At 70.6% G+C, this 17,127-nt stretch carries 28 protein-coding genes; 4 read left to right on the top strand and 24 right to left on the bottom strand.

What is annotated here, in order from left to right; translation table 11 throughout:
- Positions 1-19: 19 nt before the first annotated feature.
- The 21 genes from Q0309_RS10190 to Q0309_RS10290 all read right to left on the bottom strand — a co-directional run bounded on the left by Q0309_RS10190 (position 20) and on the right by Q0309_RS10290 (position 10,700).
- The gene (locus Q0309_RS10190) at positions 20-397 is read right to left on the bottom strand and encodes a hypothetical protein (protein WP_299440207.1); all 378 of its coding nucleotides are present in this window, start codon (positions 395-397) and stop codon (positions 20-22) included.
- Positions 394-852 (bottom strand): regulatory protein GemA, encoded by a 459-nt coding sequence (locus tag Q0309_RS10195; protein WP_299440209.1) that lies wholly within the window; start codon positions 850-852, stop codon positions 394-396. Before Q0309_RS10195 ends, Q0309_RS10190 begins: the two co-directional genes overlap by 4 nt.
- A complete protein-coding gene (locus tag Q0309_RS10200) occupies positions 849-1,307 on the bottom strand; it encodes a hypothetical protein (RefSeq protein WP_299440211.1) in 459 nt (152 codons plus the stop codon). Before Q0309_RS10200 ends, Q0309_RS10195 begins: the two co-directional genes overlap by 4 nt.
- Complete coding sequence (locus Q0309_RS10205; RefSeq protein ID WP_299440213.1) at positions 1,304-1,573, bottom strand: hypothetical protein; 270 nt, start codon at positions 1,571-1,573, stop codon at positions 1,304-1,306. Before Q0309_RS10205 ends, Q0309_RS10200 begins: the two co-directional genes overlap by 4 nt.
- Positions 1,570-1,800 (bottom strand): hypothetical protein, encoded by a 231-nt coding sequence (locus Q0309_RS10210; RefSeq protein ID WP_299440215.1) that lies wholly within the window; start codon positions 1,798-1,800, stop codon positions 1,570-1,572. Before Q0309_RS10210 ends, Q0309_RS10205 begins: the two co-directional genes overlap by 4 nt.
- Entirely contained in the window at positions 1,797-2,426 is a 630-nt protein-coding gene (locus tag Q0309_RS10215; protein ID WP_299440217.1) for a hypothetical protein, read from the bottom strand. Before Q0309_RS10215 ends, Q0309_RS10210 begins: the two co-directional genes overlap by 4 nt.
- Positions 2,426-2,689, bottom strand: a complete 264-nt coding sequence (locus Q0309_RS10220; RefSeq protein WP_299440219.1) for a hypothetical protein — start codon at positions 2,687-2,689, stop codon at positions 2,426-2,428. Before Q0309_RS10220 ends, Q0309_RS10215 begins: the two co-directional genes overlap by 1 nt.
- A gap of 9 nt (positions 2,690-2,698) precedes the next feature.
- Entirely contained in the window at positions 2,699-2,974 is a 276-nt protein-coding gene (locus Q0309_RS10225) for a hypothetical protein (protein ID WP_299440221.1), read from the bottom strand.
- Between the two features lies 1 nt (position 2,975).
- A complete protein-coding gene (locus Q0309_RS10230) occupies positions 2,976-3,323 on the bottom strand; it encodes an ASCH domain-containing protein (protein WP_299440223.1) in 348 nt (115 codons plus the stop codon).
- Entirely contained in the window at positions 3,320-3,856 is a 537-nt protein-coding gene (locus tag Q0309_RS10235) for a hypothetical protein (protein ID WP_299440225.1), read from the bottom strand. The genes Q0309_RS10230 and Q0309_RS10235 overlap by 4 nt, the downstream gene beginning before the upstream one ends.
- Positions 3,853-4,215 (bottom strand): hypothetical protein, encoded by a 363-nt coding sequence (locus Q0309_RS10240; RefSeq protein ID WP_299440227.1) that lies wholly within the window; start codon positions 4,213-4,215, stop codon positions 3,853-3,855. Before Q0309_RS10240 ends, Q0309_RS10235 begins: the two co-directional genes overlap by 4 nt.
- An 82-nt stretch (positions 4,216-4,297) precedes the next feature.
- A complete protein-coding gene (locus tag Q0309_RS10245) occupies positions 4,298-4,822 on the bottom strand; it encodes a host-nuclease inhibitor Gam family protein (protein WP_299440229.1) in 525 nt (174 codons plus the stop codon).
- Positions 4,822-5,001, bottom strand: a complete 180-nt coding sequence (locus Q0309_RS10250; protein WP_299440231.1) for a hypothetical protein — start codon at positions 4,999-5,001, stop codon at positions 4,822-4,824. Before Q0309_RS10250 ends, Q0309_RS10245 begins: the two co-directional genes overlap by 1 nt.
- On the bottom strand, positions 4,998-5,330 hold the full coding sequence (locus tag Q0309_RS10255) for a helix-turn-helix domain-containing protein (protein ID WP_299440233.1): 333 nt from the start codon (positions 5,328-5,330) through the stop codon (positions 4,998-5,000). Before Q0309_RS10255 ends, Q0309_RS10250 begins: the two co-directional genes overlap by 4 nt.
- Entirely contained in the window at positions 5,327-5,737 is a 411-nt protein-coding gene (locus Q0309_RS10260; protein ID WP_299440235.1) for a hypothetical protein, read from the bottom strand. The genes Q0309_RS10255 and Q0309_RS10260 overlap by 4 nt, the downstream gene beginning before the upstream one ends.
- Positions 5,734-6,225: a hypothetical protein gene (locus tag Q0309_RS10265; RefSeq protein ID WP_299440237.1), complete on the bottom strand. Its 492-nt coding sequence runs from the start codon at positions 6,223-6,225 to the stop codon at positions 5,734-5,736. Before Q0309_RS10265 ends, Q0309_RS10260 begins: the two co-directional genes overlap by 4 nt.
- Positions 6,225-6,629 carry a hypothetical protein gene (locus Q0309_RS10270; protein ID WP_299440239.1) on the bottom strand — a complete coding sequence of 135 codons (405 nt, stop codon included), beginning with the start codon at positions 6,627-6,629 and terminating at the stop codon, positions 6,225-6,227. The genes Q0309_RS10265 and Q0309_RS10270 overlap by 1 nt, the downstream gene beginning before the upstream one ends.
- Positions 6,622-7,296 (bottom strand): hypothetical protein, encoded by a 675-nt coding sequence (locus Q0309_RS10275; RefSeq protein ID WP_299440241.1) that lies wholly within the window; start codon positions 7,294-7,296, stop codon positions 6,622-6,624. Before Q0309_RS10275 ends, Q0309_RS10270 begins: the two co-directional genes overlap by 8 nt.
- Positions 7,293-8,066 (bottom strand): ATP-binding protein, encoded by a 774-nt coding sequence (locus Q0309_RS10280; RefSeq protein WP_299440243.1) that lies wholly within the window; start codon positions 8,064-8,066, stop codon positions 7,293-7,295. Before Q0309_RS10280 ends, Q0309_RS10275 begins: the two co-directional genes overlap by 4 nt.
- Before the next feature lie 61 nt (positions 8,067-8,127).
- On the bottom strand, positions 8,128-10,236 hold the full coding sequence (locus Q0309_RS10285) for a Mu transposase C-terminal domain-containing protein (RefSeq protein WP_299440245.1): 2,109 nt from the start codon (positions 10,234-10,236) through the stop codon (positions 8,128-8,130).
- Positions 10,236-10,700 carry a DNA transposition protein gene (locus Q0309_RS10290; protein ID WP_299440247.1) on the bottom strand — a complete coding sequence of 155 codons (465 nt, stop codon included), beginning with the start codon at positions 10,698-10,700 and terminating at the stop codon, positions 10,236-10,238. Before Q0309_RS10290 ends, Q0309_RS10285 begins: the two co-directional genes overlap by 1 nt.
- Positions 10,701-10,885: 185 nt before the next feature.
- Here Q0309_RS10290 and Q0309_RS10295 point away from each other — a divergent pair, with 185 nt between their 5' ends.
- Positions 10,886-11,122: a hypothetical protein gene (locus tag Q0309_RS10295; RefSeq protein WP_299440249.1), complete on the top strand. Its 237-nt coding sequence runs from the start codon at positions 10,886-10,888 to the stop codon at positions 11,120-11,122.
- 225 nt (positions 11,123-11,347) lie between these two features.
- Here the strand turns inward: Q0309_RS10295 and Q0309_RS10300 are convergent, their stop codons facing one another.
- Positions 11,348-11,695, bottom strand: coding sequence for a helix-turn-helix domain-containing protein (locus Q0309_RS10300; RefSeq protein WP_299440251.1), 348 nt, complete (start codon positions 11,693-11,695; stop codon positions 11,348-11,350).
- Between the two features lie 168 nt (positions 11,696-11,863).
- Between Q0309_RS10300 and Q0309_RS10305 the strand changes: the two genes are divergently transcribed.
- Both Q0309_RS10305 and Q0309_RS10310 read left to right on the top strand, forming a co-directional pair.
- The gene (locus tag Q0309_RS10305; RefSeq protein WP_299440253.1) at positions 11,864-12,640 is read left to right on the top strand and encodes a helix-turn-helix transcriptional regulator; all 777 of its coding nucleotides are present in this window, start codon (positions 11,864-11,866) and stop codon (positions 12,638-12,640) included.
- Between the two features lie 101 nt (positions 12,641-12,741).
- Entirely contained in the window at positions 12,742-13,173 is a 432-nt protein-coding gene (locus Q0309_RS10310) for a hypothetical protein (protein ID WP_299440255.1), read from the top strand.
- A gap of 227 nt (positions 13,174-13,400) precedes the next feature.
- Here the strand turns inward: Q0309_RS10310 and Q0309_RS10315 are convergent, their stop codons facing one another.
- Positions 13,401-15,050 (bottom strand): IS66 family transposase, encoded by a 1,650-nt coding sequence (locus Q0309_RS10315; RefSeq protein WP_299440257.1) that lies wholly within the window; start codon positions 15,048-15,050, stop codon positions 13,401-13,403.
- 64 nt (positions 15,051-15,114) lie between these two features.
- On the bottom strand, positions 15,115-15,384 hold the full coding sequence (gene tnpB / locus Q0309_RS10320; RefSeq protein WP_299440259.1) for an IS66 family insertion sequence element accessory protein TnpB: 270 nt from the start codon (positions 15,382-15,384) through the stop codon (positions 15,115-15,117).
- Positions 15,385-15,447: 63 nt separating this feature from the next.
- Between tnpB and Q0309_RS10325 the strand changes: the two genes are divergently transcribed.
- Positions 15,448-16,602 (top strand): ISNCY family transposase, encoded by a 1,155-nt coding sequence (locus Q0309_RS10325; protein ID WP_299440261.1) that lies wholly within the window; start codon positions 15,448-15,450, stop codon positions 16,600-16,602.
- Positions 16,603-17,127: the final 525 nt, after the last annotated feature.

Raw genomic sequence — 17,127 nt, forward strand, 5'->3', positions numbered from 1 at the left:
CGCCCGGACGCATGTCCGGTCAGTCCGTATCGGGAGGGGAAAACAGGTCGAGCTGGCGCGGATCGGCCCGGCCCATGTCGGCCAGCAGGCGGCGCACGTGGCGCTGTGTCAGGCCGACGGCCTGGGCGATGGCGCCCAGCGGCTCGCCGCTGTCATACATGCGCCTGATCATGGCCCGATGGTGGAGGGTCCGGCAAGAGGGCACGCAAATCCGCTCACCGCCGCGCCGCTCGATCAGCGCCGTCGCGTGCTCGCCCATGGCCTGGACCAGCGGGTGCTCGGGGTCCGCGCGGACCGGCACATACAGGTCCAGCCCGCCGCGCACCTGGACGAGGCGGACGGCCGCCGCCTCGCCGATCTCCTCGGCCAGGTCCAGATATGACTGCGGCAGGGTCATTCGGCGCCCCCGTCCCCGGCCGCCGTCTCCCCGTCCAGGCGGGCGATCCACTGTTTCAGGGACTCCACCAGCAGGCGCAGGTCGTTGTTGGACAGAATGTCCGGGTCCAAGAGGACGTCGGCGCCCGGCTGGAGCTGGCGGCCGCACCAGGTGCGGAGCGCGGCGCGCCGATCGGCGGCGGATTTGGCACGCACGGCGCCGCGCCGGCACAGCTCGCCCCATTGGGCGTGGACCTTGCGCGCCAGCGGATTGGCGGCGGGCCGGTAGGGTTTCCGCCGCCCGCCGCGCAGCCGGTCATATTCGGCCAGCACGGCGCCGAGCTGCGCGTCCGTCATCTCGCGGGCGGAGCGGCACCCGGTCAGGCGGTGCATCAGATCGCGCCGGGCCTCGTCGTCCAGGCCCAGCTCGCGGGCGCCGGCGTGGATCGCGCGCATCCGTGCGGATCGGTCGCTCATGGCCTCCCCCTCCGCGTCTGGGCCTGGGCGCGCCAGCCCCCGTCCGGCCGGGGCGGGGCGGCCACGCCGAACTGATCCTCCAGCCCCGTCGTGCCGGCGGCAGGCCCCGGCGGGCAGTGTGTGACCTGGCCGCCGTTGGCCAAGTACGCCGCCACGGCCTCGGCGCGCTCGGCCGCCGGCGTGCGGGTCGGCGGGAGCGGCCGGCCGAACCGGAAACCACGACGGACCGGCGCCGGCGCCGGTGCCGGTGCCGGAGGTGGTGGTGGTGGTGGGGCGGACTCGGACTCGGACACGGGCTCAGGCACCGGCGGTGGCGGCGGCGGTGGCGGGGGGCACAGCGCGGTGACGGCGCGCGCGGCCGCCTGATAGGACACGCCACAGCGCACCGCGATCGAGACGGCATCGTGCCCCCAGGCCAGCAGGGCGCGGACGCGCGGGGCCGAGATGTGGCTCATGGCTCGGCCCTCCCCTCGACGCGCAGCACATGGGTGGCGGTGACGCTGAGATTGGCGCCGCTCGGATCGCGGCGACGCCAGACGAAGCGGATGGACACCCGCCCGTCCTGGCGGCGGTATGGCCGCACGCGCGGATCCAGCGCATAGCCGTCGGCCACCAGCACCTGGTGCAGATCGGCGGCCTCGCTGATCAGGCCCAGCAGGCTCGGCGCGTCATGCGGCGGCAGGTGTCGGCCACAGCGGGGAATGCGGCGGCGAGAGGTCATGACGGAACCCTCCGTCGTGCCTGACGCCACCAGGCGCGTTCCTGGCGTCGGCCCAGGCAGTGCCACAGCGCCAGTTCGAAGTCTCCGTTGGTGCTGGACAGCGCCCGCGCGAGATCGTCCTCGGAGGTGGCCTTGATCAGCCGGGCGAGCTGGCGGCCGTGCCCGGCGCGGGCGCGCTCTGTCGCCCGGACCAGGTCCGCCTCACCCCAGTCCCACCGCGCGCTCATGTCACCCACCCGTCACGCCAAAGCGTGTGGATCGCCTCCAGGCCCCGGTGCCCCCGCTCCCACACGTACCAGGCGTGGGGGATCGGTACGTTGCCGCCGCGCTCCTCGGGCGGGATGCTGAACAGCCAGCAGGTGGCCCGGTCCCCGCACAGCCAGATGCGCGCCGGCGGCCGACGGAGCCACCATTCTCGCCGTTCACGGCTCTCACGCCACGCGAACCGCTGGAAGCAGACGATCTTGCGCGCGCCCAGCGCGGCCGCATGGTCCACGAACTCACAGGCCAACCTGAACGGCGGGTTCATGAAGACGCTGAAGGGCTCCTCAGACGGCGGCTCCGTCAGGCGGAGAAAGTTTTTCTCTCCGGATTGACCATCGTAGCCCCAGTCATGCAGGTCGGTGGACAGCACCGCGTATCCCGCCGCCGTCGCCGCCTCGCTCAGGACTCCCGTGCCGCAGCACGGGTCCCAGACGCACGGGGTCAGGATCTCCACGTCCAGGATGCGCGCCGCCGCCCAGGCCGGCGTCTCGTAGCACTCGGCCGCGCGCGCCTGCTGTTCCAGTGAGGCGTATTCGGGCGCCGGGGTCACGCCCGCCAGGTGCTCGAACAGGGAGGATTGGGTGCTCATCACGGCCGCCCCTCTGACTGGGCCGGCTGCGCCGGTGGGGCGGCGCGACGCCGCGCCCAGTACTTGCACGCGGGCGTGTGGCTCTCGGCCGTGCCCAGGCGCGTGGCCGGCAGGCAGGTCTGTTCCGCCACCTTCTCGCACACCATGGCGACGCGCTGGCCAGGGCGCGGATCGACGACAGACGGCACCCAGTGGTCGCAGGTGGCGCAGCGCTGGCCGGCCGGACCGGAGCCGGCGACATTGGCATAGGTCGGTTTGGGCATGATGGCCTCCTACCAGTCGGTTAGATCGTCGATGGAGATCCCGCGCAGGCGGCTGATCGCCGCCACCAGGGCCTCGTGCGTGCCGCCGCAGGCGAGGTACGCCCGCACCAGCGCCTCGGCGTCCGGCGGGCCGTCGGGCGACGCGGGGGTCCCCCGCTCCGGCGCCAGCACCGCCAGCGCCCGGCGCCACGCCGCCCGCGCGCGGCGCTGCACGGCCGTGCCCTGCCGTCGCACCAGAGGCTCGACGGACAGCGCTAGGTCCAGCAGGGCGGCGCGGGGGTCCATGTCAGCCGTCCAGCACCGTGCCGGCCGGGAGGTCCGGACGGAAAAAGCCCAACTTCCCGCGACAGGCCACGAACGGCAGCGGGCGCGGATCGCGCAGCACCCATCCCCAGGGGCCGCACCACCACCGGCTGTCGGAGTGGTCGAGACAATCGACGATCTCCACCGACCCGACGATGCCGCCCAGGGGCAGACCAAGACGCCGGATCGTTTCCGGGGCCTCAACCGTCGTGAGGCCGGCGTGGATTAGAACGCGGCCCCGGACTTTGGTCGGCCACGACCGATTCTCGACGTCCTTGCCGTCGTGCAGGATGTGATGCGCCCATGGCTGGCGGATGGAGATGGCGATCACGGCATCACCTCAATCTCGGGCATGTGGCCGAGCGCGCGCCGGATCAGGTGATCCAGGCGCGTTTCCAGCCACTGGGCATGGAAGGCGTGCGGCGCCCACATCTCCGTGACCTGGCCGTCTGACCCGGTCTCGATCCGGCACGGGCGGATCCAGCGGTCATAGGCTCCCCGGTCCATGCCGGCGTCGCGGAAGTGCGGCCACCACAGGTCCTCGGCCTCGGGAGGCTCGAAGGTCGGCCCGGCGGGCACTTCGGGCGGATCCTGAAACGCCTCGTCCTCGAACCTCCGATCCCGAAGCCACGTTTTGGCGTGGGGGATGTAGGTCCGCTCCAGTTGGCGCTCCCGGCACTGGTCCGCGTGGCGCTGGGCGGCGCGGACCAGGAACGCGGGATCGACACCCCCGGCCGGGCCAGCGCCGATCAGCCGGGCGAACACCTCCCGCGCGGCGGCCTTGCCGTCCTTACGCGGATACGCCGCCCAGAAGGCCGCGAACGCCGCCTCCTGCGCGGTCGTCAGTTTCGCGGGGGGCTTCATGCCGCACCATCCCCGGCCGGCTCGGCCTGGTGGGCATCCTGCCTGTGCATCGTGTCCAGCGCCGCGATCAGCAGAGCGGCGGCCTGGATTATGTCGCACCGGGCCGTGTCGCGGTAGCCGGGTCCCTGAAGGCGCAGGTCGATGGCCGCCCCCTCCACCCGACCGCGCGCCAGATCCAGCAACGGGCGCGGGCCGAGCTGATCGGCCGCCTCCCCCGAGTACCCCAGGTCCACCACCTGCCGGGCGCGCTCGACCAGCGCGGCGGCCGCGCCGGGGGAGATGCGCAGGAGGCTGTACAGCCAATCCTGGGTATGGGACTCGTGGTCGCACCAGCACGGCACCCGGTCAGCAGATGTCATGCGTGCCACCACAGTGATTGCGGCGTCGGAGACCCCGCCTCGCGGATCCGCCACATCGATCATCGGCATGACCCGCCCCTCCCTACGCCGCCGTCTCGACAGCGGCGGCGTCCTTCAGCAGGGCATCCACCATCTTGTCGATCTCGCTGTCGGTGACGCGCACGACCACCTCGTCGCCGGCCTCCACGACCGTGACGCCGATGCGGCGCAGCTCGGCGACCGAGAGCTGGTTCAGGGCGCCCTTGACCGGGGTTTCGCTGGTCTTGACCAGGGTCTCGACCTGATCGGGGAAGTGCTTGCGGATCAGATCGCAGACCTTCGCGGCGTCCGCGTATTCCAGCTTTCCCTTGCCCTTCGCAAAACCGACCTTGATGCCGTGCAGGGTGAGAGTCCGGGGCGACTGGAACAGGTCCGACGCCTCGCCCACGGCGGCGGCCAGCCGATCCCGCGCGTTGGACGCGCCGTCCACCAGACGGCGGATGCGGGCCAGGTGCTGGCGCTTGACCCGCGCCATCTCCTCCTCGACCGCGCGGACCTCGTCCGCGAGCTTGCCGTGGGCCTCGCTGTAGGTCTTGGCGAGGGCTTCAATGTCTCCCAGGGTGGGCATTAGCGTCTCCTCAACAGGCGTTTGAACAGTCTCTGAAGGGCATTCGGGCGCCGCCTCGGCGGCACCGGGACCAGCGTCCCGCCCACCAACAGGCGCACCGGCACGCCGGCGGCAGGACGGCGCGCGTCCACGATGATGTGCGCCGGCCGGGCGCGGCGGGGTCGGCTGGCGGCGGTCATGACGCGGGCTCCTCGGTCGGCGCCGGCGCCACCATGGCCCGCACGGCCTCCATCCGCGCGGCCACCTCCGGGTCGCCGGCGGCGCGCTGCGCCGTGCGTCGGCACGCGTGCATCACGGTGGTGTGGTCGGACCGCCGGAAGGCGCGCGCGATCGCCGGGTAGCTGGCCAGGGTCAGGTCACGGGCCAGCGTCATCGCCGCCTGGCGCGCCGCCACGATTCGGCCCGCCCGGCGATCCGACAGCAGGTCGAGGACCGACACCCCCCACACGTCGGACGTGGCGAGGACGATCCGCCGGATCGGCGGCGGGAGTGGTGCGGGGGACGTCATGACGCACCTTCCCCGGCCGGCGCCTGGACGTTCAGGGCGATCACCGCAGCGCTGAGGGCCTGCAACTGCTCACCCACCGACCCCACCACCGGCACGCCGGCGGCGATGTGGTGCGCCAGCTCGACCGCCCGAGCGCGGCTGTCGCCACCGACCAGGGTCACCGCGCCGTCGTCGCCGATGTCGACGGTGACAAACAGCATGTCGCCGGCCGTCTGTTCGGCGGACGCGGAGACAGCCTCCAGCCGCAGGCCCCAGACCTCCCGACCGGGGCCGATCTGCCGCGCCGTATGCAGGACCGCCGACACCGGCCGGTCCTTGGGCCGCACACCCAGGCGCAGTTGGACGCGCTCCCCAAAGGCCACCGGCCGACGCCGGGGTGGGGAGGAGACAACGCTGGGGCTCATCATGCCGCGTCACCTCCCGTGTCCGCCGCGCGCCCAAGAGTCCGCACGACGGCCAGGTGCCCCTGGAACTCGGCCTCGGCCGCGTCTTGGGCCTCGGCGCGGCGCCGCGCGTCGTCGAGGGCACGAATACAGCGGATCTTCGCGTCGCGGCTCAGGGCCTCCGAGAGGTCCACGACCGGCACCACATCACACCCACTGCCGGGCGCGAGGTCGGCGAGCGAAAAGACTGGCACCACGTCCAGGTCGATGACCTCGGGCGGCGGCTCCGCGCCGGTCCCGCTGACCGTGATGTGGGCGGCGATCTCCGGCCAGTCGGCCGTGGCGGCGCCGGGCAGCGGCCCGCCGGCCGTCTCCATCGCCTCGGCCTGGGCGATGCAGTCGGACATCGCGCGCGCCCAGTCGGCCAACACGCCGATGGTGGGCATCGGCCGGCCGCCGGACAGGGTGGCGCAGATCACGTCATGCAGGCTCTTCAGGTCATGGCTCAGCATCACTCATCCTCCTCGCTTTGAAACACGGGACAGTCCTTGCACGCCCGGCGCATGGCCATGCGGTGGGAGCTGGTCGCGGCGGCATCGGCGCGGGCCTTGACCTGCCAGTCCCAGCAGGCCTCGGCGCTGATCTCCCCGCCCACCCCGGGGCACTCCCAGGCGTCGGCGATCAGCGCGGCCGAGACGGCGGCCAGCACGGCGTCCATGTCGCCGGGGTAGGCCCGGCCCAGCACCTGGTTGATGACGGTCGGGCTGTAGTGGCCCCGGCCGTCGCGGCGCCGGATCGTCGCGGCGACGCGGCCCTGGCTGGATCGGTCGCAGGCTTCGGCCAGGGCGCGGACCGACGCCGGCATGTCGTCGCCCCAGGCGGCGCTGGCGCGGGCGATCGCGCGTCCATCACCCATGGCCACCCCCCGCGACGTCTACCGACGCCTCGCCCATGAACTCATTGCGGTTCGGGTCCCAGACGGCATGACTGATCCGCGCGATCATCGGCGCCGCCGGCCCGGTGTTCATGCCGGCCCGCAGGGCGTAGCGGGTCAGCGTGCCCGTGCCGGGCTTGTGCCCCGGCCGGCCCTCCTCGACGACGCGCAGATATCCGGCCCGGCACAGATGGCCCAGATAGCAGTGCGCCGCCCCACGACTGACCGGACGCGTGTCGGTGGACGCCATGACCGCCATGTCGTCGGCCGTGACCCCATCGCGCCCGATCATCCGCAGGGTGCGCCACATAGCCTCCTGCCCCGTGGGCGGGCTCTCCGTGCCGTCGCGGCGCAGGCGCGGCGCTTCCGGCCCCGCGTCGCGGACCAGGCACCACAGGGCCGCCCTCGCGCGGCTGGTCCGGCCACCCTCGCGCTCCACGTGTCCCACGCGCTCCACGTATCCGGCGAGCTCCAGACGCCGGACATAGTCGCGCACGCTGTCGGGCGCCTGGATGTCGGTGTCGATCCAGATGTCGCGCACGGTCCACGGCGCGCCGCGCCGCTCCCGGATCGCCTCCCAGATGCCCTGATGCCCGCGCTTGACCTTCACGCGCAGCGCGCCCTCGATATGACAGGGGTGCCGGCTCATGGGCGGCCTCCCCGGGCGGGCACCCGCTCGCCGGCGCGCATGGACGGCACCTGACCGGTGTACAACTCGCGCTCGCCCCAGCTGGCGAGGCCCACCGTGTCCCAGCCCTGGGCCAGCGCCTCGGTCGCCACCTGGTGCAGGTTGACCACCGCCCGCCGGATGCGCCCGGCCGACGCGGTGGTGACCCGCTCGATCAGGTCCGCCGCGATAACTAGGTCCGGGTAGTACAGGCGGGCGACCGTCGCGACGTCCTCGGCCGTCACCGGCTCCGCCGCCGCCCATTGCAGCACGCGGTTGTGGGTGCGCTCCGACCGCGCCGCGATCATCTGCGGCAACGCCTCCTCGCCCACCAGGATGATCGGCACCCCCGCCCGATCCGCGATTTCGCGCACGGTCTCGATGTACCCGCGCCGCACGACGTGGTCGGCCTCGTCGATGATGACCGGCCGGTCCTGCGCCTCGCAGGCCATGATGATCCGGTCCACCACGTCGGCCGCGCGGCCGCGTCCGTCCACGCCCACCTCGACGGCCAGCACGGACAGGAACCGCGCCCGCGTCCAGCTCTCGCCGCATTCCACGTACCGCGCGCGGGTGCGGTGGGCGGCGTGGGTGGCTGACCAGGTCTTGCCCAGGCCCGAGTGGCCGTAGAACACGCCCAGGCCCGGCAGGTGCCGGGGCCGCTGGACACACGCATCCACCAGCGCGCCGAACCGCAGTACATTGGTGAGCGGCGCTGTGGTGGCGTTGACGGTGGGCTGTTTGTCGGTCATGCTTCCCTCGTGTGCTGTTGATGGCCCGTGTCGGGGATGCCGCCCCGCGCGGGCCGTTTGCTTAGGCGGACGCCTGTCCGCCACCCAGGCCGGACAGGAAGATGTCCGCGCCCCATTCCTCCAGCGCCGCTTCGTGGCTCCGGTATTCCGGCGTCTGCGAATACCCCCGCGCCCAGCGCAGGGCCTCGGCGTCCACCGGTCGGCCGGCGGCGTGTGCCTCCAGCGTCTGGTGGGCGCGCCACCAGCGCTCTTTCGGGGTCTCGTCTCGCTTGGGCGGCGCGGCCATCTCGGCCGCCAGCCGCTCTTTCGCGGCCAGCTCGTCGGCCGTCAGTTCGCGCGGCGCCGGCGCCGGCGGTTCGGCCAGCAGGATCGGCGCGGCGCTCTCGTCGCGCAGGGCCATCGCGTCCTGCGCCGTGGCGCGGCGCTCTCTGGCCTGCTGCACATCGTCATCGTTGAAATACGGGCGCGTGTTGCCGTTCTCGGCCGCCTCGCAGATCAGGCGCCCATCCAGATCGCGGATCCACACCCGGCCCATGTCGCGCGGGTCGTACTCGACGCGCACTTCCTGGCCGTGCATGTCCAGGTCATCCAGGGTCTGCGAGAAGTATTTCCGCGCGCCGAGCTGCACCCACGCCCGGCGCACCGTGCGGATCTCATGCGGCCGGAACAGGTCCCGCGCCTCGGCCTCGCTCAGGCGCGGCGGCACCACGCCCAGATCGTCCGCCGACGGTAGCAGCGCGACCCACTGTTCGGCCGGCGTGCGATGCCGCATCTTGCCCGTCTCCGGGTCGCGGACGCGGGGCAGGCTGCTGTGTGGCCGGTTGTTGTAGCGCGCCCGGCAATCCTCGACCCATGCCAGGAAGGCGTCCCAGGTCTGAATGACGGGGGAGTGACCGTAGGTTTTGATGTCCTTCCGCGAGGCTTTAAACGCGATTTGCTTGGCCTCGCGGTCCATATCGTGCCCGACATAGGCCGCCGACTGCCGCGCCGGCGCGATCAGGCCGGTCTGGTGGAACCGCTCGATCACGCCCCGGGCCTGCGAGTTGTACGGGATCGAGTTCCGGCTGGTGATACCCAGCCGGGCCATCAGGCCCGTCACCGGGTCGTTATGGGCGCGATTTCGAAATCCACAGCCATTATCGACGTACCAAATGGCCGGGATCCCGGCGCCAACCACCGCTGTCCGCAGCGCCGCCGCCACCAGCCACTCGGCCTCGTCGGTCCAGGCCGACCAGCCCACCCAGGCCCGCGTCGCCACATCCAGCACGCTGATGATCTCCGGCCGCTTCGGCCGGCTCGGGTCGAGCGGGTGCGCCACCTCGCGATCGTGACGGTGGCCGTCCGACGTGTACACGTCCCCGGGCAGCAGGTGGTCGAAGCTACGGATTGCCAGCGCCCTGAACCGCTTCAGGTCGCGCGGGCCGACCCGGCCCTTGTTCTTGCCGACCGCCCCCAGGCTGGCGATGAACCGCCGCGCCTGGTCATAGGACGGCGCCGCCACCGGCGCGGTCTCCGGCCACCATTCCAGGCACGCCGCGATGGACGGCTTCTGGGGCCGGAGATACAACTTCATCAAGGGATAGGCCCACGCTGGCGCCTCTCGCGGCAACTCCTCGGCCGGCGCCAGGGCGGTGATATCGCCCGCCGCCCGCGCCGCCAGCCACCGCTGGACCGACCGCAGCGACAGCACGCGCGAGCCCGAGGAGCCGCGCCGGGCATTGGCCCGGGGCACCATGCGCATGAGATGCTCGGGCAGCTTCCCGGCCCGCGCCTGATCGACCAGCGCCTGCGCCGCCTGCCGCTCCGACAGGCCGTATTCCAGGCACAGCCGATCCACCTCCTGGCACAGCGCCGCGCGGGCATCCATGCACGACCGCGTTCCGTCGCGCATGTCCGCCGGATCGCGCTGCCCGCGCTCGGCCGCCACCACCGCCGGCGGCGGCGCCTCGGCCGCCAGCTCGCGCCGCGCCAGCGCCGCCCGCGTCGTCTCGGGCAGCGCCGAGACCGGGTACTCCCGCCCGCCGCCCCGCCCCTGACGGGGACGATAGGGCCATTCTTCCCGCCGGGCCTTGATCTGCACCGCCCGTTCCGTGCCGGGCATGTCGGGCAGGGCGAGCTCCGCCAGTTCGGCGGCCGTGTACCAGCGATCTGGGGTGGGCAAGGCCGGCATCACCGGTGCCCTCCGCGCCAGGCGCGCCGCGCGATTTTCCGCTTGGCCTCCAGATGCTCGATCTGCTCGGCCGTCATCGCCTCCTCGACCGCCCCCAGGTACCGGTCGGGGATCACCGCATAGCCCAGCCGCCGCAGCTCCTGCGCCACCACCCGCACGTCGCCGGTCACCTCCATCAGGGCGATGGCCCGCGCCAGACTGATCGCGTGATCGCCGCGCGACGGCGCGGCGTACCCGTCCAGGGTGTTCTTGGGCATCCGGTGCCCCAGCACCGCCCCCATTGCCTCGGCGATCTCCTCGCGCGACCGCCCGTCGTCGCTCAGCGTCCGGCTCACCGCCTGGGCGATCCGCTGGTCCAGGTCCGGGCCGCGCGGCGCCGTGTCCCCGTCGTAGTGGACGGTCACGTCCGGCGCGGTCCAGTCGTCCAGCAGGTCGAGCGTGCGGGCGTCGGCGCGATCTTTCATGACGTGGCGCCCCCAAAAAGACGGGCGGGCGCCCCGCGCGAAACGGAGTCGCCCGCCCGCAGGCTCGGCATGAGCGCCCGGACGGCCGCACCCCTGGCGCGCGTGGAGGCATACGCGCGCGTGATGGAGACAACCGTCCGGGCGATCCCTACACTCGGGGTTGCCACACCACCGAGGAGGGAACTGTGATCAAGATCGAAATGACCGGAATACGTCTGTTTGCGACCCGTGCTCGGGAACACGTTGCAGCGTTCGAAATCTTCGACGACGAAACCGGCGACCGCGTCGGCCGCCTGGACATCGCGGTCGATGCGGTGGAGGGAGGATTGGGCGCCACACACGTTCGAGCCTGGGATCGCCTGAAGGCCGCCAAATTGGTCGAAGGCATCAATCATGACGACGAGCCTTCGGCGCCGACGTGACCTGGCGCAGGTCACCGATCTCGCGCGTGAGGTCTTCAACCGCCCAGGCTAGGCGTTCCGTGGCGCGTGTCAGGCGGTCCAGATCGGAGCCACGAGGGCGCCTCTTCCCGCCCAGGGCCAGCGCGCACCAACGCAGCCACCCCGTGTCAAACACGATGCCCGAGCCCCCTTCCGACACCGAGGGTTTCCCGCTGCGGCGCCGCTCGCCCCTGACACGATCCGTGCTCATGCCGCGTGCTCCTTTTGCCGCTGACCACCGGGGGCGGTCTGTGTAGGGTGATGGGGTAGGCGCCGCTTCCGGGGGTGCCGGACCTGCGCCAGACGCCGGCCGGTCTCGGGGGACCAGCGCTCGGGCCACACGTCCCGGGGCGTCAGCCCCAGGGCCTCGGCCAACACCGGCTCGATGTTGGCGTTTGGTGCGTCGATACAGGCGGCAATCGTCTGCGGCGCCACGCCGACCTCCCGGGCCAGCGCGCGCAGGGTCCAGCCCCGCCCGCGCAACCGCTGGATGATCCACACCCGCCGCTCGGCGGGGTTTTTTGGGACCGCAATGGGTGTCGCTTCCTGTGTCATGGGAGGGAGCCGATTGCCATTTTCGGGCACACGCAAGCGTGAATTTCCGTTTCGGACTTCCGTCGTTCCCGAAATCGGCATTACCGCTCGCAATACGTTGAAAACGATGGAAAAAATGGAAGTCCGAAACGCGCACCGCTCCCTTGCACAAATTTCGGAGTTCGGGCCGTGAACTCCGAAATGGACACGGATGCCGGCTTTCGCGCGCGGCTCGGCGACCTGGTGGGCAAAACACCGCCGTTTCAGTGGGCGAAAGGCGCTGGCGTCCCCACCAGCACCTGGAACCGCGCGTGGAACGAGGGTGGCATACCCAAGGCGCCGCACTTGGTGCGGATCGCCCAATACGCCGGCGTCACGGTCGACTGGTTGCTCACCGGCGAAGGCCCGATGCGCCGGGACCAGGTCGCGGCCGAGTCCCCGCCCGAACCGGAGCCCGAGCCGGCCCGCCAGACCGTCGCCGAGCGCGTGCGGATCCTGCGCGGCACCATGCTCCTGGAGCGGTTCGCCGCCGATGTCGGTCTGAAAGTCGTGGAAATTCAGGCCCTTGAGGCCGGAGCGAGCGAGGACCGCCGGCACCTGGAGGCGATCGCCACGGCCATCGGCGTCCGCCTCGACTGGCTGCTGACCGGCGCCGGCCCGGCCCACATCCGCGCCGCGCCCGAGTCGCCGTCCGCCCCGTCCGGCGCCACCACGGCGGGCGCCACTGACGCCGACCTTTTAGGCCTGTGTTTGGAGGGATTACAGCGCGTTTACAGGGAGTTAAACGCCCGGATCGACGACCGCTCGGCCGGCCGGCTGGCCGCCCGCCTACACGACGACGTCCTGGCCGCGTGCCAGGGCAACGCGGATGCCCAACGCGCCGCCCTCAACATGGGGTTAGCCCAACTGCGCCGCGACGTATTGGCGTCGCCAACGACCGCCGAGCATGGTAAACACTCGGCTTGAGGTTGGTTCGCGCCTGACCCTACGTTGCCTAGCGCGATTTCGCGTGTGCAATCAACGTTCCGCACGTATACCTTCGGTCTATCTGTCTTTCGGAGGCCCCCATGCCCCGCCCGCTCTTCTCCGCCACCCTCCTCGCCGCCGCTCTCACCCTGGCCACCCCGGCGGTCGCCTACGACGATCCGGAGTCCGCGCGTGCCGAAAGCGCCCAACTCCTCGGCATGATGGCCCTTAACGGTAAGGGGTTCTTGATGCTAAGTGGCGACGAAGACGATATGATCGCCGGCGCCAAAACGGCCGTAAGGCAAAAGCTACGCGACCCGGACAGCGCGCAGTTTCGCAATATTCGAATTGTAGAACACACCGCTGGCAAGCTCGTGTGCGGCGAAGTTAACGCCCGCAACGTCTTCGGCGGTTACGTCGGTTTTCAACTGTTTGCGTCCAGCGGCCAGTCCGCCCGTATTTTATTTACCGACCTGGATCCCGCGATTGAGGCGGCCCTTAACGCTCCGCTTATGGAGGCCTGCGGCGATTGACCGCGCTTGATCGGCGATCGGTCGTGTGCCAATTCCCTGCCGATCGCCGATCAAATCCGATCAGAGTGTGCCAAATCCATTTTTGCCCGTCGGCCCAAATTTTTTAGGTATCCCAATATGTTCCGGTAAATCTTTCAATATCCCGCCTGTGCCATACCGATCACCCCCCCACAGGGACGGACGGGGTGTAAGCGGCCGCTCTGGGCCGCGGGGATTGGGGCTTGGGGTTACGCGGCAGCGGTGTGGCGGGCGTCGGTTGCGCGCCAGTTCCAGGGCAGCAGTTCGTCCAGGCGGTTGATCTTGTGATCGTTGATCCGGGCCAGGATGTCGGTGAGGTAGGCCTCGGGGTTCAGGCCGCTCATCTTGGCGGTCTCGATGAGGGTCATGGCGTCGGCCAGGACCTCGCCGCCGCTGTCGGACCCGGCGAACAGAAAATTCTTGCGGCCCAGGACCACGGGTTTGATGGCCCGCTCGGCCGGATTGTTGTCGATGGCCACCTCGCCGTTCTCCAGGAACAGCGTGAATGCGGACCAGCGCCCGAGGGCGTAGCGCATGGCCTTGGCCAGGTCGCTCTTGCCGGGGATACGCGGCAGCTGGGTCTCGCACCACGTCTTGAAGGCCTCGACCCTGGGGCGACTTTCGGCCTGACGGATGGCAAGACGCTGTTCCGCAGGCAGCCCGGTGATGCGGCGCTCGATGTCGTACAGCGCGCCGATCTGTTCGAGCGCGTCCCGGGCGAGGGGCGAGTCCGTCGCTTTCCAGACATCATGAAAGTCGCGCCGCAGGTGTGCCCAGCATGCCGCCTCACGCACACGCGGAGCGGTGCCGTCCCGAGCCTCGTACAGCTTGCGGAACCCCGCATAGGCGTCCGCCTGCAGGATGCCCCGGAAGTTGGCCAAATGTCGTTGCGGATGTTCACCTTTGCGGTCCGGCGAGAAGAAATACGCGACCGCCGGCGGGTCGGTGCCGCCCCAGGGCCGGTCATCATGGACATAGGCCCAGATGCGGCCTTCCTTGACGCCGGGTTCGTCGCCGGTCGCCTTGCGTCGGCCCGGATCGAGCACCCGGATCGGCGTGTCGTCGGCGTGCAGGCGGTCGGCCGCCAGGACCGAAGCCTTGATGCGCTCGATCAGCGGGCGCAGCGTCGCAACGCCCTGGCCGCACCAGTCGATCAGCGTGGAGCGCGGGATGTCGGCGCCGTGGCGGGCCAGGATCTCGGCCTGACGGTACAGCGGCAGGTGGTCGTCGTACTTCGACACCAGGATATGCGCCAGCAGACCGGGGCCGGCCATGCCGCGTTCCACCGGCCGCGTCGGCGCCGGCGGCTGCACCATGGTCTGGCAGTGCCGGCAGGACTTCTTCAGCCGCGCCGTCTCCACCACCTTCAGCTTGGCCGCGATGAAGTCCAGGATCTCGGCCACGTCCTCACCGACCAGACGCAGCGGCCCTCCGCAGTCCGGGCAGTGCTCGCCGGGGTCCAGGACGATGCGCTCGCGCGGGGTGTCCGGCGCCACCTTGGGCTTGCCGCGCCGGCGCGGTGCGGTCTTCTGGCTCGGCTGGTCCGTCTCCGATGCGGTGCTGGTCTCGGGGGACGGGGCGGCCTCTTCGTCCTCGGCCGGTGCCGGTTCGGCCACCGCCCGCGCCACCTCGAGCCCTTCCAGGGCCAGTTCCAGTTGCGCGATCTCGCGGTCGATCTTCTCGGAACTGCGCCCGAACTTTTGCCGCTTCAGGCGGGCGATGCGCAGCTTCAGCGCCTCCACCATCGCCTCGTAGGCCCGCAGCGACGTCGCCATGCGGCTGACCTCTTCCGTCTTGGCCAGCAGCATCGCCTTCAGAACGGCGGGATCATCGGGCAGGGTGTCGGGCGTCGTCGTCATGACCGGATTATACCCGGCCGGGATCCTCTGCTCCAGCTTTACCTCGCTGATTCCGTTCAGAAAATCACACCACGCGGGCAGGCGGCGCGGTCCACGCCGGGCGCCGCCAGTCGATCCCCTCCCACAGCATCGCCAGCTGGGCCGGCGTCAGCCGGACCGTCCCGTCGGCCGGCGACGGCCAGGGGAAGCGGCCATGCTCCAGCACCTTGTAGTACAGGCAGAAGCCCTGGCCATCCCAATACAGCAGCTTCACCCTGTCGCCACGACGACCCCGGAAGGCGAAGACCGCCCCCGACGTGTCCGTAGCACGTGATATGTCCGGTTTCTGTAGCACACGATCTGTCCGGTTTTTGGAGAGGTTCCAGACCGGGGGGATCGGATGCTACCGGAGGTCAGGATGGCCCGGATGGTGGAGGCGCTGGAGCGCCATCGCGGAGGGCGATTGAGCTGCCTTGAGGCGGCGGAGTGGCTGGGGATTTCGGAGCGGCACTTTCGCCGACTGCGGGACAAGTACGAGGCGGATGGCGCGGAAGGGCTGATCGACCGGCGCCGTGGCCGGACATCTGGCCGGGCTGTGCCGGTGGACCGGATCGAGTGGATGCTCGAGCAGTTCGACACGCGGTATTTTGACTTCAACGCCAAGCACTTCCACGAGCGGCTGAAGGCGGATCACGGCTGGCCCTTCAGCTACACGTTCACGAAGACCCAGTTGCAGAAGGCGGGCCGATTGAAGCCGGGCCGGCGGCGGTCACCGCACCGGCGGCGCCGGCCGCGTCGGCCACTGCCAGGGATGATGCTGATGCAGGACGGGTCGCCTTACCGCTGGATCCCGGGGCTGGAGCGGGACTTTGACCTGATCGCGACGATGGATGACGCGACCGGCACGGTGTATTCGGCCTTCCTGGTGGACGAGGAAGGCACCATGAGCACGCTGCGCGGCCTCGGCGAGGTGATCGCGGCGCACGGGCTGTTCAGTTCGCTCTATACCGACCGGGGCAGCCACTATTTCCACACGCCGAAGGCTGGCGGACCCGTGGACAAGACGAAACCGACCCAGGTCGGCCACGCGCTGGCGCGTCTTGGCATCCAGCACATTCCCTCCTACTCGCCCGAGGCGAGGGGGCGCATGGAACGGCTGTTCCAGAGCTTTCAGGGACGGCTGCCGCAAGAGCTGCGGCTGGCGGGGATCGAGTCCGTCGCCGACGCGGACCGCTATATCCGCGACGTTTTCCTGCCGGCCTACAACGCCCGCTTCGCCGTGAAGGCGGCGGAGGACGGAACGGCGTTCGTCCCCTACGTCGGCCCGCCGCTGGCCGAAGCCCTGTGCGTCCAGGAAACCCGCCAGGTCGGCAAGGACAACTGCGTGCGCTACGACGGGTTGGTGCTGCAAATCCCGCCCCAGGCCCACCGCCACCACTTCGTCAAGGCGACGGTCCTGGTGCGCCGCTATCCGGCCGGCGGGCTCGCTCTGTTCCATGGGCCGCGCTGCCTGGCCCGCTACACCGACGACGGAACCCTCGTTTCCGGCGCCGACGCCAGACAGGCCGCTTAACTCCGCTCGGCGGCCCGGCCTGTGGATTTGTGGACGGCGCTGCGCCCCGCCCACAACCCCACAGGCCCAACATCAGCAGCGGACATTTGATGTGCTATGAAAACCGGACATCTTCAGGTGCCATTGACAGGCCGCCGTCCGTGCGCCGTCAGCAAGTCAGGAGCCGGTGTCGTCACTTGGCTCCGGCAAACCCAACACGGCGTCCCAGGGCGCTGTGCCGTCGTACCAGACCACGCCGACCCCCGGGCTCAAGCGAATGAACCGTTTTTCGGAGACGGTATTCCCGGGCCAGCCCGTCGAAGAGCTGGCGGGGGAAATCTGGACAGGGCGATAAGTGGAATTCGTGCCCGAGATCGGCGACGATGCCGAGACAGGAGACATCTTATGGCGAGACGACCGCGCCTGAACCACGTTCCGGCTTTCAAGGCGAAGGTGGCCCTTGCGGCCATCAAGGGCGAGAAGACGCTGGCCCAGGGCAATCGGGTGAATTAGGGCGTGACAACGCGCGAAAGTTCTGAATCGATC

This window comes from uncultured Rhodospira sp., assembly GCF_937138205.1.
Lineage (GTDB): Bacteria > Pseudomonadota > Alphaproteobacteria > Rhodospirillales > Rhodospirillaceae > Rhodospira.

Excerpts from the sequence above, each read along its gene's own strand:
- Q0309_RS10205 (WP_299440213.1), bottom strand. The coding sequence starts at position 1,573 with ATGACCTCTCGCCGCCGCATTCCCCGCTGTGGCCGACACCTGCCGCCG.
- Q0309_RS10285 (WP_299440245.1), bottom strand. The coding sequence starts at position 10,236 with ATGCCGGCCTTGCCCACCCCAGATCGCTGGTACACGGCCGCCGAACTG.
- Q0309_RS10270 (WP_299440239.1), bottom strand. The coding sequence starts at position 6,629 with ATGGGTGATGGACGCGCGATCGCCCGCGCCAGCGCCGCCTGGGGCGAC.
- Q0309_RS10310 (WP_299440255.1), top strand. The coding sequence starts at position 12,742 with ATGCCCCGCCCGCTCTTCTCCGCCACCCTCCTCGCCGCCGCTCTCACC.
- Q0309_RS10190 (WP_299440207.1), bottom strand. The coding sequence starts at position 397 with ATGACCCTGCCGCAGTCATATCTGGACCTGGCCGAGGAGATCGGCGAG.
- Q0309_RS10200 (WP_299440211.1), bottom strand. The coding sequence starts at position 1,307 with ATGAGCCACATCTCGGCCCCGCGCGTCCGCGCCCTGCTGGCCTGGGGG.
- Q0309_RS10300 (WP_299440251.1), bottom strand. The coding sequence starts at position 11,695 with ATGACACAGGAAGCGACACCCATTGCGGTCCCAAAAAACCCCGCCGAG.
- Q0309_RS10265 (WP_299440237.1), bottom strand. The coding sequence starts at position 6,225 with ATGCTGAGCCATGACCTGAAGAGCCTGCATGACGTGATCTGCGCCACC.
- Q0309_RS10325 (WP_299440261.1), top strand. The coding sequence starts at position 15,448 with ATGGCCCGGATGGTGGAGGCGCTGGAGCGCCATCGCGGAGGGCGATTG.
- Q0309_RS10225 (WP_299440221.1), bottom strand. The coding sequence starts at position 2,974 with ATGGACCCCCGCGCCGCCCTGCTGGACCTAGCGCTGTCCGTCGAGCCT.
- Q0309_RS10280 (WP_299440243.1), bottom strand. The coding sequence starts at position 8,066 with ATGACCGACAAACAGCCCACCGTCAACGCCACCACAGCGCCGCTCACC.
- Q0309_RS10275 (WP_299440241.1), bottom strand. The coding sequence starts at position 7,296 with ATGAGCCGGCACCCCTGTCATATCGAGGGCGCGCTGCGCGTGAAGGTC.
- Q0309_RS10250 (WP_299440231.1), bottom strand. The coding sequence starts at position 5,001 with ATGACCGCCGCCAGCCGACCCCGCCGCGCCCGGCCGGCGCACATCATC.
- Q0309_RS10215 (WP_299440217.1), bottom strand. The coding sequence starts at position 2,426 with ATGAGCACCCAATCCTCCCTGTTCGAGCACCTGGCGGGCGTGACCCCG.
- Q0309_RS10290 (WP_299440247.1), bottom strand. The coding sequence starts at position 10,700 with ATGAAAGATCGCGCCGACGCCCGCACGCTCGACCTGCTGGACGACTGG.
- Q0309_RS10195 (WP_299440209.1), bottom strand. The coding sequence starts at position 852 with ATGAGCGACCGATCCGCACGGATGCGCGCGATCCACGCCGGCGCCCGC.
- Q0309_RS10315 (WP_299440257.1), bottom strand. The coding sequence starts at position 15,050 with ATGACGACGACGCCCGACACCCTGCCCGATGATCCCGCCGTTCTGAAG.
- Q0309_RS10210 (WP_299440215.1), bottom strand. The coding sequence starts at position 1,800 with ATGAGCGCGCGGTGGGACTGGGGTGAGGCGGACCTGGTCCGGGCGACA.
- Q0309_RS10245 (WP_299440229.1), bottom strand. The coding sequence starts at position 4,822 with ATGCCCACCCTGGGAGACATTGAAGCCCTCGCCAAGACCTACAGCGAG.
- Q0309_RS10240 (WP_299440227.1), bottom strand. The coding sequence starts at position 4,215 with ATGACATCTGCTGACCGGGTGCCGTGCTGGTGCGACCACGAGTCCCAT.
- Q0309_RS10235 (WP_299440225.1), bottom strand. The coding sequence starts at position 3,856 with ATGAAGCCCCCCGCGAAACTGACGACCGCGCAGGAGGCGGCGTTCGCG.
- Q0309_RS10255 (WP_299440233.1), bottom strand. The coding sequence starts at position 5,330 with ATGACGTCCCCCGCACCACTCCCGCCGCCGATCCGGCGGATCGTCCTC.
- Q0309_RS10220 (WP_299440219.1), bottom strand. The coding sequence starts at position 2,689 with ATGCCCAAACCGACCTATGCCAATGTCGCCGGCTCCGGTCCGGCCGGC.
- Q0309_RS10260 (WP_299440235.1), bottom strand. The coding sequence starts at position 5,737 with ATGATGAGCCCCAGCGTTGTCTCCTCCCCACCCCGGCGTCGGCCGGTG.